The sequence below is a fragment of the Ewingella allii genome (genome assembly GCF_044430645.1).
Lineage (GTDB): Bacteria > Pseudomonadota > Gammaproteobacteria > Enterobacterales > Enterobacteriaceae > Ewingella > Ewingella allii.
In genome coordinates this window covers 184,161-200,194 of the sequence record NZ_JAWUDN010000010.1, presented here as the reverse complement: position 1 = coordinate 200,194, position 16,034 = coordinate 184,161, and the positions used below count along the sequence as shown (strand labels likewise).

Annotated in this window: 14 protein-coding genes and 2 tRNA genes; 4 read left to right on the top strand and 12 right to left on the bottom strand. The window is 55.4% G+C overall.

Annotation, left to right across the window (positions count from 1 at the left end):
* Positions 1 to 18: 18 nt before the first annotated feature.
* From SBO83_RS19210 to deoD, 4 genes are all read right to left on the bottom strand, one after another.
* Complete coding sequence (locus SBO83_RS19210) at positions 19 to 576, bottom strand: cytochrome b/b6 domain-containing protein (protein ID WP_396132602.1); 558 nt, start codon at positions 574 to 576, stop codon at positions 19 to 21.
* Complete coding sequence (locus SBO83_RS19205; RefSeq protein ID WP_396132601.1) at positions 573 to 1,661, bottom strand: catalase; 1,089 nt, start codon at positions 1,659 to 1,661, stop codon at positions 573 to 575. The genes SBO83_RS19210 and SBO83_RS19205 overlap by 4 nt, the downstream gene beginning before the upstream one ends.
* A gap of 170 nt (positions 1,662 to 1,831) precedes the next feature.
* The gene (locus tag SBO83_RS19200) at positions 1,832 to 3,364 is read right to left on the bottom strand and encodes a cytosine permease (RefSeq protein ID WP_396132600.1); all 1,533 of its coding nucleotides are present in this window, start codon (positions 3,362 to 3,364) and stop codon (positions 1,832 to 1,834) included.
* A gap of 22 nt (positions 3,365 to 3,386) precedes the next feature.
* The gene (gene deoD / locus SBO83_RS19195) at positions 3,387 to 4,097 is read right to left on the bottom strand and encodes a purine-nucleoside phosphorylase (protein ID WP_396132599.1); all 711 of its coding nucleotides are present in this window, start codon (positions 4,095 to 4,097) and stop codon (positions 3,387 to 3,389) included.
* Positions 4,098 to 4,413: 316 nt separating this feature from the next.
* On the opposite strand from deoD, the gene SBO83_RS19190 reads away from it, so the two are divergent.
* Entirely contained in the window at positions 4,414 to 5,082 is a 669-nt protein-coding gene (locus SBO83_RS19190; RefSeq protein ID WP_396132598.1) for a cyclic nucleotide-binding domain-containing protein, read from the top strand.
* A gap of 67 nt (positions 5,083 to 5,149) precedes the next feature.
* On the opposite strand, the gene SBO83_RS19185 is transcribed toward SBO83_RS19190, so the two are convergent.
* A tRNA-Asn gene (locus SBO83_RS19185) sits at positions 5,150 to 5,225 on the bottom strand.
* Between the two features lie 250 nt (positions 5,226 to 5,475).
* Here SBO83_RS19185 and SBO83_RS19180 point away from each other — a divergent pair.
* On the top strand, positions 5,476 to 6,498 hold the full coding sequence (locus SBO83_RS19180) for an LLM class flavin-dependent oxidoreductase (protein WP_396132597.1): 1,023 nt from the start codon (positions 5,476 to 5,478) through the stop codon (positions 6,496 to 6,498).
* A gap of 74 nt (positions 6,499 to 6,572) precedes the next feature.
* Here the strand turns inward: SBO83_RS19180 and SBO83_RS19175 are convergent.
* The 3 genes from SBO83_RS19175 to SBO83_RS19165 form a co-directional block, all read right to left on the bottom strand.
* A tRNA-Asn gene (locus tag SBO83_RS19175) sits at positions 6,573 to 6,648 on the bottom strand.
* Between the two features lie 144 nt (positions 6,649 to 6,792).
* Complete coding sequence (gene mtfA / locus SBO83_RS19170; RefSeq protein WP_034789519.1) at positions 6,793 to 7,569, bottom strand: DgsA anti-repressor MtfA; 777 nt, start codon at positions 7,567 to 7,569, stop codon at positions 6,793 to 6,795.
* Positions 7,570 to 7,671: 102 nt separating this feature from the next.
* A complete protein-coding gene (locus tag SBO83_RS19165) occupies positions 7,672 to 9,234 on the bottom strand; it encodes an EAL domain-containing protein (RefSeq protein WP_396132596.1) in 1,563 nt (520 codons plus the stop codon).
* A gap of 237 nt (positions 9,235 to 9,471) precedes the next feature.
* Here SBO83_RS19165 and SBO83_RS19160 point away from each other — a divergent pair, with 237 nt between their 5' ends.
* Positions 9,472 to 10,482: an alpha/beta fold hydrolase gene (locus tag SBO83_RS19160; RefSeq protein WP_396132595.1), complete on the top strand. Its 1,011-nt coding sequence runs from the start codon at positions 9,472 to 9,474 to the stop codon at positions 10,480 to 10,482.
* A 62-nt stretch (positions 10,483 to 10,544) separates the two neighbouring features.
* On the opposite strand, the gene SBO83_RS19155 is transcribed toward SBO83_RS19160, so the two are convergent.
* Entirely contained in the window at positions 10,545 to 12,176 is a 1,632-nt protein-coding gene (locus SBO83_RS19155) for a phosphoethanolamine--lipid A transferase (RefSeq protein ID WP_396132594.1), read from the bottom strand.
* A 343-nt stretch (positions 12,177 to 12,519) separates the two neighbouring features.
* On the opposite strand from SBO83_RS19155, the gene lpxA reads away from it, so the two are divergent.
* Positions 12,520 to 13,308 carry an acyl-ACP--UDP-N-acetylglucosamine O-acyltransferase gene (gene lpxA / locus SBO83_RS19150; protein WP_185688035.1) on the top strand — a complete coding sequence of 263 codons (789 nt, stop codon included), beginning with the start codon at positions 12,520 to 12,522 and terminating at the stop codon, positions 13,306 to 13,308.
* Positions 13,309 to 13,330: 22 nt separating this feature from the next.
* Here the strand turns inward: lpxA and SBO83_RS19145 are convergent, their stop codons facing one another.
* The 3 genes from SBO83_RS19145 to SBO83_RS19135 are packed head-to-tail and all read right to left on the bottom strand — an operon-like array spanning position 13,331 to position 16,002.
* Positions 13,331 to 14,341 carry a DUF2891 domain-containing protein gene (locus tag SBO83_RS19145; protein WP_396132593.1) on the bottom strand — a complete coding sequence of 337 codons (1,011 nt, stop codon included), beginning with the start codon at positions 14,339 to 14,341 and terminating at the stop codon, positions 13,331 to 13,333.
* 24 nt (positions 14,342 to 14,365) lie between these two features.
* Positions 14,366 to 15,316 (bottom strand): DUF979 domain-containing protein, encoded by a 951-nt coding sequence (locus SBO83_RS19140; protein ID WP_396132592.1) that lies wholly within the window; start codon positions 15,314 to 15,316, stop codon positions 14,366 to 14,368.
* Positions 15,313 to 16,002 carry a DUF969 domain-containing protein gene (locus SBO83_RS19135; protein WP_396132591.1) on the bottom strand — a complete coding sequence of 230 codons (690 nt, stop codon included), beginning with the start codon at positions 16,000 to 16,002 and terminating at the stop codon, positions 15,313 to 15,315. The genes SBO83_RS19140 and SBO83_RS19135 overlap by 4 nt, the downstream gene beginning before the upstream one ends.
* Positions 16,003 to 16,034: the final 32 nt, after the last annotated feature.

Sequence of the window (16,034 nt, the reverse complement as noted above, 5' to 3'; positions counted from 1 at the left end):
CCCTCGCTCGGTTCATGTTTAGCCTTCATCTTTTAGCGGTCGGCTTTTATAGCCCGTCATGCTGGCAAATACGCCATCCCGCAAAATCAGCGCGTGGAACAGCGCGGCGGCCAGATGCATCATCACAGTGAAGAACAGCAGCAAGGCTAATACAGTGTGCAGCGGGCGCAGCACGGCATAAAGGTCAATGTTTTTAGCCAGCAGCGGCGGCAGCTGAATGCCCGCCCCGAGGGTTATCGGATAACCCGCGGCGGAAAGCATCGCCCACCCAACCAGCGGCTGGGCCAGCATCAAACCATATAACAGCCAGTGAGAGAGATGCGCTATCAGTTTTTGCAGCGAAGGCAAAGATTCCGGCAGGGCGGGCTTTTTATAGCGAAAACGCAAATAGAGCCGCAGCAGCACCAGCACCAATAGCGCCACCCCCAGAGGTTTGTGCAGCGCGTATAAAAAGGCGTGAAGGTTGGAAACGGTGGAGACCATACCGACGCCGATAAACAGCATGGCGACGATCATTATCGCCATCGCCCAGTGGACCAGGCGCAGCAAGGGGTGGAAGTGGTTAACGGTTTTCATAATGCGGCACCCTGTTTGGCCTGCGCTTCTTCATGCGTGCGGCGGTTGAAGGAGGAGGAGTAGGCTGCGGAACGCGCGCTGAGCAGCGGGTCATCCGAGCCTGATATGCCATCCGGTAAAATCAGCGGATCATAGTTGATGTCGCGGCAATTGCCGTCGGCCTGATCCTGCGCCGAGGTCAACACCAACGTTCCCGCCGTGACTTTTTGCCGATCGTCCGGCCATGCCTTGGTGGCGTCATTGGTCGGGTCATTGTTGGCCGCCACGGTCAGCACCAAATTCCATTTTAACGGCCCTTGCGCCAGTCGCTGCTTTAAGTCTTTTTGCAGGAATAAGGGATCGGTTTTATCCTGCGGGGTAATAGGCGTGGCCGCAGTTTGCGGCTGCATGCTCCAGCGCACGGCGCGGGTTTCGCCCTGAGCATTGGTCACGCGGAAGGCGTTAAGGCTGTTGTAGCTGTCACTTGCCCAGCTTGAGGTCGGTACCCTGCCTTTCACCCAGGCGTAGAAAGGTTTCGCTTCGGGATGCTGGGCTAAGAACGCTTGCATTTTGGCCGGATCGGGTTTGCCGGTCGCCGGGTCGGGAATGGCGGCAGTCTGTTGGTCCAAAAAGCCCTGCGGCGTGGCGACGGTGAAGAATGGCAAGGCGTTCATGCCGGTTCGCCACTCTTGGCCGCTGTCCGATTTGAACTGTAATGCCATGCTGCGTACCGGAACTGCGCCGTCGGCGGCGTTGGGATTGTCGCCAGCAATGGCGAAACGGCCAATCACTGGTGTACGTTCGACGCGAAAAACATCGGCTTTTGACAGCGCGCTGCCTTGACCATTGCCCTCAAAATAGCCGGCAACGCATAGCCCTTTCGCATGATTACGCCGATATCCCGGATGCACGCCGCCTGTTTTCTCCAGCACGTTCACCAACTTGTCCGGCGACAGGCGGTCAGGCGTCAATGCCCCCCAGGCCCAGCCAAACAGCACACAAATCAAAAGAGGAACAGCGGCGATGATGCCAAGGCGAAGGCCAAAGCCGGGAGATTGCCGCGCCTTTTTAAGCTGCTGGCAGAGTGAATTTCGCGGTTGTTGCATAAGTTCGGCTCACAAAGTAGGACATAAGTGGGGCAATGAGCAGATAAGACGAACCGCAGCGGGATTTATTCCCGAGGAGGAAAAAAAATTTTGCGACTCAGGAAAGGGGAAGTTGAAATGTAAAAAGCCCACCTAAGTCTGTTTAGTCGGGCTTTGTTATCGACTCAAAATCAAAGAGTTCTTTGCGGCTTCAGTGGCGGAGTGGGTGCCTTAGAGGCTGGCGCTGAAGTGATACCCGGCAGGGCGATTTTCAGGCCGAAGGTCAACAGGGCGTAGATCCCGCCCCCAACCAGCATCGACACAATCACGCCGATATTCGCGGTGGCGAACACGCTGTGGCGCGTTTCGTCCGTCAGCAGGAAGCCGACGATGTGCGCGATGTACGGGTCGCCCGAGGTGATGGTGCCAAGGCCGACAATAGTGGCGGTAAACAGCGCAACCAGCGCGGTCCAGCGGCCATTTCTGCCGCCGAATCCGGCTTTGTTGGCCATAGTAATATCCCAACCCAAACGTTTTTGGCGCAGGAAGTCGATCAGTTCAATCGCCCCCGCCGAGCCCATCACCACCGAGATTGAGGCCAAGAATGACTGAAAGGTGGAGAGGAAAGAGTCGGAGATAAACATCAGATAGAACGCGCCGAAGCCGATAATAATGGCATTCAGCATGGTGGTAGTGGCACGACTGGCCGGTATGCCCAGCGCCAACAGCGCCAACCCTGAGCTGTAGACGCCGGTGATCGCCGCCGCCAGCAGGGAGATAATGATCACGATGGAAAACGGCACGTAGAACCAGAACGGCAGCAGATTAGTCAGCGAGGCAATCGGCGCTTGGGAGGCGGCTGCGCTGAGGTCCGGGTTGCTGTCGGCCAAGAATGCGCCGAGGATCAGCAAAATGCTCACTGGCAGCGAAATACCCGCGGTGGTCCAGAAAATCACTTTTGAGGCCGGGGTTTTCTTCGGCAGGTAGCGCGCAAAATCACCGCCGTAGTTGAGGAAGCCTAGCCCCACCATGGTCATCGCCATCACCACGCCGCCGATGTAAGTCAGCAGGTCGCCGTGCGCCGCGCCCTGTCCCAGCCTGTTCCAGTGAATGTGTGGCAGCATCAGGAAGATAAAGATGATGCTCATAAAGCCGGTCAGCCAGGCGATGTATTTTTCGACTTTCATAATCAGCTGGTGGCCGTAAACCGCAATCGACATGGTTAATGCCAGACTCAGAATAAACCAGCCGAGGATGCACATCAGCGTCGGCTTGCCCTCTGCCAGCGCGAAGGCCGTCGGCCAGAGTTTGGCAAATAGCGCCGCGCCGGTGGAAGAGGCCAGAGTGATCAGGGTAATTTTCCAACCCATATTGGAGATGTAGGCAAACAGGGTTGGGAATTTATTGCCGTGATAACCAAAGCAGAAACGGGTTTGGGTCAGCGTCGGCAGGCCGGTTCTTGGGCCGCCCACCGCTAGAATACCCACCAGAATGCAGGAGAGCAGATACCCAATAATCCCGGCGGTGATGGACTGCCACAGGCTCAGTCCCAGCGAGTAAACATACACCCCGTAGGCGATACCGAGGATGGAGACGTTCCACGAAAACCAAATGGGGAACAGTCCGGAAGGGCTGCCGTACCTTTCGGATTCAGGTACGGCGTTAACCCCGTTGGATTCGACTTTGAGGCCGCTTGGTGCAGGTGAGTGTGTAGAGTTCGTCATCGGATAAGCCTTATAAATAAGATCAATCGCTGAATACTGCTGTCTCTAAAGCCAGCTCAAACATGTTGTTTAACGTTTTTTGTAATTGTTCTGCGCTGGGCTCTTCGCCGGTGACGCTATTGACGCAGGCGGTCAACAGGCTTAGGGCTTTGGCGCGGTACTGCGCGGCGATGGTGTAAAGCGCCGAGGTTTCCATTTCTACTGCCAAAATATTCATTTTTTTGAGGGCTGGGAGCATGCCTTCGGGTTTGTCATACAGCAGGTCGTTGGTAAAGGTGTTGCCGAACTGGGTCGGTAGCTGGCGATGCTGCGACACCGTCCAGCAGCGGCGCAGCAGGTCAAAATCGGGCACGGCGGCGAAGTCGTAACCGCCAAAACGGTCGCGGTTGGCGGAAGAAGAGGTGCCCGCGCCGGTGGCGACAATCACGTTGCTCATGTCCACCGTGCTATCCACCGCGCCGCAGGTGCCGATGCGAATCAGCTTCTTCACGCCAAATTCGTTAATCAGCTCATGGGCATAGATTGAGACGGACGGGATCCCCATGCCGTGGGCCATCAGCGAGAGAGGTTTGCCGCGATAGTAGCCAGTAAAGCCAAACATATTGCGGGTATCACAAACGCGTTTGGCGTCAGTCAAATAGGTCTCGGCGATGTACTGGGCGCGCAGCGGGTCCCCCGGCATGATCACGGTTTCGGCAAAATCGCCCGGGTTGGCATTAATATGTGGCGTCATCTGATGACCTCCTGACTGGATGTAGGCCATCATGGTAGAAAGCCCTTCGCGCGTAGAAAAAGGCAAATGTCCGACCCTAGCCGACGGCGATCACAAAATTGATTTTTACTGGTCTGCGCGGCTATGGCGGCGAGGCAAAGTGGTGTAGGAGAAAGGAGACTCAGGGCGAGGATCGTGCAAGGGGCATTGACAATGATCAGGGCCGATCGTTAGTCTCAGCAGCCCCTCGACTTCGCGAGCGGCGCGATGGGTAATCCTCAGGGTTGGCGTTACTCACTTAACTATTATTTCGGGCCGGTCGGAGAGCGACGACATCATGACAATCATTCAGCAATACGCTCAGCGCGGATACAAAATCTTGCGCGACGCGGTGCACGCCGCGCCACTCAAAGACAAAGTGATTGGCCCCGATGAGTTCATTTTGCGCCAGGGGGAAGAGATTCAGGCGTTGTACTGGATAACCCTCGGCGAATACACCATGCATTACAATGCCGAAAACGGTAAGACCTTCAGCCTCGGCCAGCGTTTTGTCAGTGACACTATCATTGGTGAAATCGAATATCTCACCCAGACGCCCAGCCAGTTTTCCGTCGTGGCTCACGAGGCCATGGCGGTGAAAGTCATTCCGCTGGCGTTGATGGACACCATCCTCACCAGCCACGTGGAGGTCGGCGTTTGGCTTAGCCAGCTGCTATCCCTCAGCTACCAACGCGGTATGGCAAAAACCATGGAACGCTTCTTACAGCCACTGGTGTTTAACATCGTCGCCGACCTTTACGAGCGTTATCAGCAGCAAAAACCGCTGGTGGATTTTTCCCAGGTTTACCGCGAAGCCGAACGCTTCGGCTGCTCCGAGCGCACCTATCGGCGGGTGATCAATCAGCTGATGGAAGAGAACTACATCCAAAAAAACGCGAATGAGTATGTTATCTGCGACATAGACAAGTTCCGCCAGATATTGACCCATTCAGTCAGGGTGGGATAAGTAGCTCTAACGATTTGAATCGGAAAGCAAAAAGCCCGCTTAGTTTCCTAAGCGGGCTTTTCTAATTTGGCTCCTCTGACTGGACTCGAACCAGTGACATACGGATTAACAGTCCGCCGTTCTACCGACTGAACTACAGAGGAATCGCGTGAATGGGGCGAATAATATCGAGTGACATTGTTGATAGCAAAGATTTTTTTGCTTCCACAATCTGATGGGAGACAATTTGTGCAGACGGCTCAAGAACGAGCGACTTTTCATCAATATTCATCAAATAAACTGAACCCTTAGGTTAAATAAATGAAATTTATTCTCATCCTGAGAGGCGTAGAGTAAGGGTATCGCTGTGCCATATCCTCTTGGGATAGGCCGGAATCTGAGGATACTTTTACTATGAAAAAGATTGGCTTTTTATCGTTCGGCCACTGGACGCCATCGCCACAGTCGGCGACCCGTTCGGCGTCTGACGTGCTGCTTCAATCCATCGATCTCGCCGTGGCGGCTGAAGAACTGGGCGCAGATGGCGCTTATTTCCGCGTTCACCACTTTGCTCGCCAACTGAGTTCGCCATTCCCGCTTTTGGCGGCTATCGGCGCAAAAACCAGTAAGATTGAGATTGGTACTGGCGTGATCGACATGCGCTATGAGAATCCGCTGTACATGGCTGAAAGCGCCAGCGCCGCAGACCTGATCTCCGGCGGGCGTTTGCAACTCGGTATCAGCCGCGGATCGCCGGAGCAGGTGATTGACGGCTGGCGTCACTTTGGTTTCCAGCCAGCCGAGGGTGAAACCGACACCGATATGGCGCGTCGCCACACTGAAGAGTTTTTAGAAGTGATACGCGGGAAGGGGTTTGCCGAGCCGCATCCGCAGCCGATGTTCCCTAATCCTCCGGGCTTACTGCGCCCAGAGCCTTATTCGGCTGGCCTGCGTGAGCGCATCTGGTGGGGGGCGGCAACCAATGCGACCTCCATTTGGGCTGCCAAGCTTGGGATGCACTTGCAAAGCTCGACCCTGAAATTTGATGAAACCGGCGAGCCGTTCCACATTCAGCAGGCGAAGCAGATTCGCGCTTACCGCGCTGCGTGGGCCGAAGCGGGGCATCAGCATGTGCCAAGAGTCTCCGTCAGCCGCAGCATTTTTGCGTTGATGAATGACCGTGACCGCGCCTACTTTGGTTCCAGCAGCAATGATGGCGACAAAATCGGCTATCTCGATGAGCAAACCCGCGCCATTTTCGGCCGCAGCTATGCCGCCGATCCAGAAACCCTGGTGAAACAGTTAAAACAGGACGAAGCCATCGCCGAAGCCGACACTATTTTGCTGACGGTACCCAACCAACTGGGCGTGGATTACAACGTGCACGTGATTGAGTCGATCCTTAAGCATGTCGCTCCAGCGATGGGCTGGCGTTAGGAATAGGGCATACGATTAGAGACACAAAAACCAAAAAGCCCGCTTAAGTTTCCTTAAGCGGGCTTTTCTAAATTTGGCTCCTCTGACTGGACTCGAACCAGTGACATACGGATTAACAGTCCGCCGTTCTACCGACTGAACTACAGAGGAATCGTGTGAACGGGGCGCATGATATCTAGAGCCCCGCGAGGTGTCAACGGCAAAATGGCGCTATTTGACTGACTGTTCAGCAACTGAGCAAAAAGGCCCGAAAAGTGCAAAAAAGGTGCGGCGAGGTCACAGTTTTTAGGCTGATTAAGCGTCGCACGGCTGGTTGCGCAGCAGCCTTGCCAGCGGGTCTTGTTTGTAAAAACGGCTAAAATGGCCGTAAACCAGCGGGAAGCGGCTCGAAAGCAGTTCTGGCGCACTGAAGAAGTACTCGGAGAGCACCGCGAAGCACTCTGCCGGGTCACTGGCGGCATAGGCGTCCATGCTGGCGGCCTCTTCGCCCACCATATCGATCTCATCCTGCAAATTTTCCATCGCGGCGTGCAGGTCATGTTCCCAAGCCACCACGTCGCGCAGCGGAATAGGGGGAATGCCGCTGACTTCGCCGCCGTTGCGCAGGTCGAGCTTATGCGCGGCTTCGTGGATAATCAGGTTAAAGCCCGAGGTGTCGAAAGAGTCCTCGATATCCTGCCAGTTCAGCACAATCGGCCCCTGATCCCAGCTCTGGCCGGAGTGCACCTGCGAACCCGCGTGAACCAGACCATTGTCATCCTGCCAAGGGGTGTCCACCACAAAAGGCTCGGGGTAGAGCAAAATCTCGTGGAAGCCGTCGAGCCACTCCGCGCCAAGCTCCATCACCGGCAGGGCAAACAGCAGGGCGATACGCGCCTGCATCTGCTCGTTCAGCTCGATGCCTTGCAGCGGCACCAGCCGTTTTTGGCTCAACAGTTGACCGGCAACTTTCACCAGACGCTGGCGCTCTGGCTCGTCCAGCGAGGCAAACAGTGGAATATCCAGCGCGTCTTGCCACTGTTGCCACTTGTCGGTCTGAAGCTCATTCGATTTCCACGGCCACTTGATCATCGTCTTGCTCGCAAAGTGAACATTTAAATTCATACCCAATTTCAGTCTGTCCACCGAGTATTCAATCAGTTACGGCGGCAAATGTCTGTGACTAAAACCACGTTACGCCTTGCCAAGGGTTATCGGCGCGGGAGAATCGGACTGCAACCACTGCTTGGAGAACTCTTCTGGTGTCACGGGTTTACCGAAGAAGTAGCCTTGGAAGAACTCCAAATGATACGGCGTTAAGTAATCGACCTGCTCCTGCGTCTCAATGCCTTCCGCCACTATCACCATATCTAGCCTTTTGGCTAAATCAATCACGTTATCGACGATATGCCCGGAAAGCGCGTCAGTACCGATACGGCCGATGAAACTCTGGTCAATCTTCAAAAAGTCGATATGGAATTTTTGTAAGTAGGTCAGGCTGGAGTGGCCGGTGCCGAAATCGTCAAGTGCGATAGACACGCCGAGGCGACGCAGGGCTTTGAACAGGCTGTCGGTGATGTCGCTCGGCTCAATTAGCTCGCGTTCGGTCAGCTCCAGCACCAGATTGATTTTTTTGCCTTTAAAGGCGTCGAGGAAGGTTTTGCAATCTTCAATCAGGCTCAAATCTTTGAAATGGCTGGCACAGATATTAAAGCCGAAATGGAAACCGTCCGGCAGGGTCGACAGCCGAGGGGCGAAATACTCGTGAGTCTGGGTCATCAGTTGGCGCGTCATCTCGACAATCATCCCGCTCTCTTCCGCCAGCGGAATAAACTGGTAAGGCGGCACCAGCCCGGCCTGCGGATGCTGCCAGCGCATTAACACTTCACAACCCGTCAACTGATAATGGGTGCCATCCACCACCGGCTGGAAGTAGGGCACAAACTCGCGGTTGGCGACGCTGGCTTTTAAAATCGCCAGAGGCGTGCCGACGCGTCCCAGCAGCATATAGGTCATCAACCCCATGAATACGCCGAGCAGCGGGAACAGCAGCAGGCTGAACGGCGAGTAGTCGAGCACGTAGCGCCAATGGTTGACGTGTTGAACTAACAGGGCGATTTGATAGGGATAGCGGGTGGAATCCAGACGCAGGCGCGTGCCTTTGAGGTTGTCTGCTCCTAAATGCACTTTGCCCTGATGGTCCATCCACTGGTCGCCAATGCGAATGATCAGTGACGAGCGGGTGCTGAGCAGGTCAAGGATGTTATGCATGTAATAGCCATCCACGCCAATCAGTATGCTGTTATCGCCGTGCTGCTGGCGGTAGGCGATCAGCGGATGCTGCGGCGTCACGGCGTTACCGGTCATCAGGTACAGCTTGCCGCCGACATACTGCCGGTCATTGATCGCGCCCTCTTGCGGGCCAAACAGCGCGGTGCAGTAGATGGTGTCACCGGTCGCCAGATTCACCGTGCGTACGTTGGGGACAATGGCAATTTGCCGCCGCATCTCCAGCACCACGTCGCGACTACAGGATTGCCCGAGGTAGGGCTGCAAGGCGGTGGCGGCCTGGTCGGCATTATCAAACATCTTATCAATCTGCTTCACCGCCTGCTCTAAACGCTGCTGGCCGTCATGTTGCAGCCCTTGCATGGTTTGCCAGGAAACGGAGGCCACGCCAAGCCCGACGATCAGCAGGAAAACCAAGGCTGACGCAGTGATGCGGATATAAGGTCGAATGATTTTGGCTCTTAGCAAAATGAAGAGTCCCGAGGTCATAATTGAGAGGCGAAGTAATAGGCTAAATATAACCTATTACTGTTAAAACTGTTTTTAAAAACAGGCGAATATGATGTTTCTGAGCGTATCATCTGGCTTAGATCAATACTCTTATACACGGGGGTTTACATTCTTAGGATTTCTTTGATGGCTTATACTTTGTAGGATTTGTTTTTTAGGCGGTCAGTTGGCCGCGATGATTTTAAGGATTGAGCGATGCCCTCCCCACTGAAATTTCTGCTTCCCGCCGCCTTGTGTTCCCTGCTGTTAAGCCCCCTGGCGATGGCCGATACTCCCTCTTATGGCCCGCAGCTTGAGGGGTTTACTTATCCTTATCCGCAAAAGCACTTCTCCTTTAACTCTCAGGGCGAAACCCTGCAAATGGGGTATATGGATGTCGCGCCGGTCGGCCATAAAAATGGTCAGACGGTGGTGCTGATGCATGGCAAGAATTTCTGCGGCGCGACCTGGGGCGACACCATCAAGGCGCTGGCGGGCAAGGGCTACCGGGTGATTGCGCCAGACCAGATTGGTTTTTGTAGCTCGACCAAGCCGGGCGACTACCAGTACAGCTTCCAGCAACTGGCGACCAATACCCATGAGCTGTTGAAAAGTCTTAATATCAAGACAGCGGTGATTGTCGGGCACTCTACCGGCGGCATGCTGGCGACGCGCTACAGCCTGATGTTCCCCAATGAAGTCTCAAAGCTGGTGATGGTCAACCCTATCGGGCTGGAGGATTGGAAAGCCAAGGGCGTGCCTTATCGCACGGTAGATCAGTGGTATGACCGCGAGCTGAAACTCTCGGCTGACAGTATTCGTCAGTACGAATTGAAGACTTACTACGTCAATAAATGGAAGCCGGAGTACGATCGCTGGGTAGACATGCTGGCGGGGCTGAATAACGGGCCGGGGCATAAGCTGGTGGCGTGGAACTCGGCGCTGATTTACGACATGATTTTCACTCAGCCGGTGGTCTACGAGTTTAAAGACCTTAAGGTGCCGACCACGCTGATGATTGGGACTTCTGACACCACGGCGATTGGCAGCGACATCGCGCCGCCGGCGGTGAAAGCCAAGCTCGGCCATTACAATGTGCTGGGCAAGCAGACCGCCAAGCTCATTCCCCACGCCAAGCTGATTGAATTTAAAGGGCTGGGTCACGCGCCGCAGATGGAAGAGCCGGAGAAATTTAACGCCGCGCTGCTGAAAACCCTCGCGCAATAACAGCATCCGCGCGGCGAACATGAGGGGCACGCCGCGCGGATTGACTCTCTTAACTCGCTGCCTTAATTGGCTGTTTTACATTCTCGTAGAATATCCAACTGCGGGTCCAGCTCGTGGGTCTGAACGTTCATGGCGTCCAGAACGGTGTGGAATAAATTATCCTGCGACACCTCGGCATTTTTGCCTTCCCCCTGTAAACACGACAGGTTGACGCCATTGGCGCTGGCGTAGCCCGGCGACAGCCAAAACAGCATCGGCACGTGGGTCTGTTCCGCCGGCGCCACGCTGTAAGGCGTGCCGTGCAAATACAGGCCATTTTCCCCCAGCGACTCACCGTGATCCGACAGGTAAATCACCGCCACGTTATAGCTGTCCTGATACTGTTTGGCTTTCTCAATCACCTGAGATACCACGTAATCGGTGTAGCGCAGCGTGTTGTCATAGGTGTTGATCAACTGCTCGCGCGAGCAGTTTTCAATATCGCTGCGCGGGCAGTCCGGTTTGAAAACGGCAAACTCCGGCGGATAGCGTTTGAAGTAGGTCGGCCCGTGGCTGCCAATCAGGTGCAGGCCAATCAGCCGGTTTTTACCGTCGCGCTTGATGTCGGCGTCGAGGTTATCCAGCAGCGCCATGTCGTAGCAGGTGTCGCCGTCGCACTGTTTTTTGTCTTTGGCGGTGCTGATGATGACGTTTGGCACTCTGTCGCACACGCCCTTACAGCCTTCGTCATTATCTTTCCACGACACGGATACCCCGGCGCGTTGCAGAATATCCAGCAATCCCTCGCTATTGCGCGCTTTATTGTTGTTGAAGTCGACGCGCTTCATATTGGAGAACATGCAAGGCACCGAAACTGCCGTGGCGGTGCCGCAGGAGCGGGTGTGGTTGAAGTAAACCACGTCCGGTATTTTCTGGGTGAAGGCGTTGGTGGGCTGGCTATAGCCGCCGGAAGATTGATTCTGCTCGCGCGCCGTCTCGCCAATCACCAAAAACATCAGGGTTGGTTTTTGCGCCGGTGACTGCACCAGCTTGGCATCTTGGCCAATTTTCTCGAACGGCCCGTCGTGGGTGAAGTAGCGATGGTTGTAATACTGGAAGGCGCTGTAGAGATAGTTGGTCGGCACAATTTCCAGATTCAGCGTGCGATTGCTGCGGCCCACCGAGGCGTAGTCTTTGTAATACACCGCGGCCACGGCGGCGACCACCAGCAGTGAGAGCAGCATGGAGAGCAGGCGCACGCCAAGGCGGCGCAGTGCCGATTTCGGGTAGCTGACCTGAGTGAAGAACAGCAGCACGGCAGGCAGCAGGCCGGTGAACAGCACCCACAGCACCACGGAGAGGTTGAGGTAAGAAGAGGCTTCGCTCTGCTGGGTCTCAACAACGTTTTCAATCATTCCACGGTCAAACACTACCTGATATTTAAGCATGGCGTAGCTGACCAGGGCGCTTATCGGCAGAATGATAATGAAGAAGGGTTTAAGTAACGGCCGAAAGCTGAACGGTGTGAAGACGAAATTCAGCGCGACAAACAGCACTAGCGGAATGGTGAGAGCAAAGCCCAGATTGTAGGCCGGCAGCGCGTTAAGGATCCGATAGAAGTGCAATAAAATGGGGAAGTTAACGACAAAGGTAAAGTAAAGACTCAACAGTAAAGTCAGCCAAAGGTAGCTGACTTTCGGAATAAAATTACGCAAGAAATGCTCCAACGAAAAGGGTCAATACCGGGGAAATTCTGAAGCTGAATGTCTCAACCTGACGCCACTTTAGCGATGCAAGCTTAAGAAAGCCTTAACCTGCGTTTGCAGACAGTTCATGGGCCTAAAGTTCATAAAATAAATAAAATATATAACCGTCTTTTGGCGGCGCAACGCCGTATGCTGGGTAACTCGCACGGCCTGGAAATTTCAGGCGTGGTGCTCTCTCCGTGCTTTCTGAATGCCTTCTGTTTTTTCAGCGCGACCTCGAATTTTGTCCGTTTTCTTCTTATAGAAAGCTTGTCTCAGAGACTGATTTAATCGGGTTCTGGAGGATTTAGCGTTGATCTCAAATTCTGCCACGGTGGCAACTCAGGCAATTATTTCTCCCGGCGCGATTATCGGCGCGGGGGTGCAGATTGGCCCATTCTGCCTAATTGGCGAGCACGTCGAGATAGGTGAGGGGACGGTAATTGCCTCCCACTCGGTGATCAACGGCCACACGCGTATTGGCCGCAATAACAACATTGGTCGCTTCTGCTCGATTGGCGAAGTGAATCAGGACTTAAAATATCGCGGCGAGCCAACTCGGGTTGAGATTGGCGACAATAACCAGATTGGCCGCAACGCTACCATCCATCGCGGCACCCAGCAGGGGGCGCAGACGACTATTATCGGTCATCGCAATCGGCTGTTGTCCAATGTTCACGTTGGCCACGACTGCCTGATTGGCAGCAGCACCGAGATCGGCAATAACACTGCTCTGGCGGGGCACGTGGTGTTGCGGGACTTTGCGCAGGTCGGCTCAATGTGCGCGATTCACCAGTTTTGCATCATCGGCTTCTCGGCGCTGATTGCGGAGCAATCCTGCGTGGTTCAGGACATTCCGCCTTTCGTCCGTGCCAGCGGCAACCGCGCCGTGCCGCAGGGGTTTAACCTGTTGGCAGAAGCTTACCTCTCTATCGATAAGCAGCAGCAGGCCGTGATGCGCCGAGTGTATGAGCAAATCTATCATTGCGGAATGGCGATTGAAGCCTTGAAAGTAGAGGTGCAGCGCCTGAGTAAAGCACACCCCGCGCTGCGCTGTTTTGAGGATTTCTTTGCTTTATCCACTCGCGGCATCATTCGCTGATGCCGCGAGTGGCGGGGGATTATCAGGCTTCCAGCGCCAGCAGGGCGAAGGTTGCCAGCCAGTGTTGGCCCATATAATCCGTGTCGAGGTGGTCCAGCGCGCTGTCTAAATGCTGCTGGGCGCTGTCACGCAGCGGGGCGACGCGCGGGTCGTCTGTCGGTAGGGCCGCCGCCAGCGAACGCTGACACCATGCGCGGCTGAGATTCAACCCATCCAAATGACCAATCTTGCCGTCAGTTCGGTCCGTGACCGTGGCGGGCACAAACAGCGTTTGCGGCTGGCGCCGGGCCAGATCCGGCAAGAAGTTACTAAACCACTGGGAAAACTCGGCCTGCGGCAACACGCGGCGCATCAATTCGGCTTCCATCAAAGACGGGGATAAAAACTCATCGCCGCCCGGTTCCCACGCCTGACAATTCACATCATGCAGATGCCAGCGTTTGGCAGCCTCTTCGATTTGCGCGGTTAAGGCGTGATTCTCAACACTGCGAGCATATTCAAGGGCCAGCGACAGGGCAAACGCGGTGTTGAAGTGGCTCCCTACCCGCAGCGGATAGGTGGCTTTCGGCAGAAATTCACAAAATGCCTGCTCGAAGAACTGGCTCATCGGCGCCAGCGTTTTCGCCCAACCGGCGGCCTGCGGCAGCTTCATGGCGTTTAACTGCTGCACCAGTCGCAGGAACCACGCCCAGCCGTAAGGTCGCTCGAAACCTTTATGCTGCGGCTGCTGTAAATAGGCCATCTCTCCGGCGACGTTTTCCGCCGTGAAGTGCTGCTCAACAATGGCAATAATCTGCCCGGCCTGCGGCAGCTCTGGGTATTTGTCGATTAAGCGCAGCAGCAGCCAGTAGCCGTGAACGCAGGAGTGCCAGTCATAACTGCCGTAAAAAATCGGGTGCAGCGTGCGCGGCGTTTGGGCGTCTTCTGGCCCGCTCATGGCATGCATCAGCTTATTGGGAAACTCGCGGTTCAGGTGATCCAGCGCCATCAGGGCAAAGCGGGACGCCATTTCTGGCGTCAGTTGCATCGTCATCTTCAATCTCTCCCGAGTTGGCGGTTAGAAGCGGAACACAAATAAATACATCAGCGCGGTGTTCACCAGCAGTAACAGGGCGCCGGTCAGCCACTGCGCCTTGATGACACCGTTTTTATCCTGAAGCTCGAGCAGCGCGGCGGGCACGATGTTGAAGTTGGCGGCCATTGGCGTCATTAGCGTGCCGCAGAAGCCGGACAGCATACCGATAGCGCCCATAATCGCCGGATTTCCGCCCAGCTGGTTGACGATCAGCGGTAGGCCGATACCCGCGGTCATCACCGGGAAAGCGGCAAAACCGTTACCCATGATCATGGTAAACAGCGCCATGCCGAAGGTGTAAGCCACGATAATCGCCAGCGGCGAACCCAGTGGAATGATGCTTTTCACCAAGTCGGCCACCACGCCACCGACGCCCGCCAGAGCAAAGAGCGCGCCCAGCGCGGCGAGCATCTGCGGCAAAATTGCCGCCCAGCCCACGGTGTCCATGGTCTGCCCGCCTGCCTTGATGGCCTTCAGCGGCGAGTCGCGCAGCATCACCAGCGCCACGATAAAGGCAACCAGCGTGCCTAGCACCAGTGAGATCAGCGTGACGTTTTTGGCTTCCACCAGACCGGTATTTTTTAGGGTCAGGGTACCGACCAAGGTCACGATAGGGATCAGCAGGGCCGGAATAAACAGCTTGTTGCCAAAGCGCTTGGCGCCAGCTTCGCGTCTGGCGGTGGCTTCCGGCTGGTCGTTATCCGACTTGCCTTTGCCCAGTTTGCCGGTCCCGGCAATCACCGCCAACAGGATAGCCATACAGCCCGTCACTAAGTGCGGCAGCTCGCCGCCAAGCAGGAAGGTCACGCCATACACTCCCCAGAACAGGGCGTTAACCAGACGGCGGTTGTTAGTTTTGTCATACAGATTGAAAATGGCGTAGGCGCAGAACATCAGGCCCGCGAGGATATAAACCGATTCTAAGCTGATCATTTGGCAATGCCTCCATGCTGAGCATCAAAACGCTTGGCCAGCGAGCGATCCAGCAGCCACAGGCGAATAAAGTGAATAATAAGCGCGGCGATGGCGGTGGGAATGGCCCAAACGGAGAGGTGCAGTGGCTCGACGGAGATCCCGTTTTGCTCCAGGAAGCCTTTGATCAGCAAGATAGATTGCACGGCGATAAAAATATCTTCACCGAAGAACACCGCGATGTTATCGACGGCGGCGGCGTTAGCGCGAATTTTCTGGCGAACGTCATTGGGCAAATCGCCATACTTAGTGACCGCCGCGGCTTCCGCCATTGGGGCAATCAGCGGGCGCACCATCTGCGCATGGCCGCCCAGTGAGTTAAGCCCCAGCGCGGCGGTGACTTGGCGTAGGAAGAAGTAGAGCATCAGCACGCGCCCGGTAGTGGCGGCGTGGATCTTAGAGATCAGGTCGCGCGCGCGCTCTTTCAGACCGCTGCGCTCGAGGATGGCGATAACCGGCAGCGTCAGCCAAATCAGCCCCATATAGCGGTTCTCGGTAAAGGCTTTACCGAAGGCGCTGATGATATCCACCGTATGCATGCCGCCCGCCGCGCCGGTAGCAATACCGGCAACGGTGACGACTAAAAGTGGATTAAACCGCAGCGCAAAGCCCAGCACCACGATCGGGATGCCTATTAATACCCACATATTTCTTACCCCTGTTGTCTGTAATCTGTGAA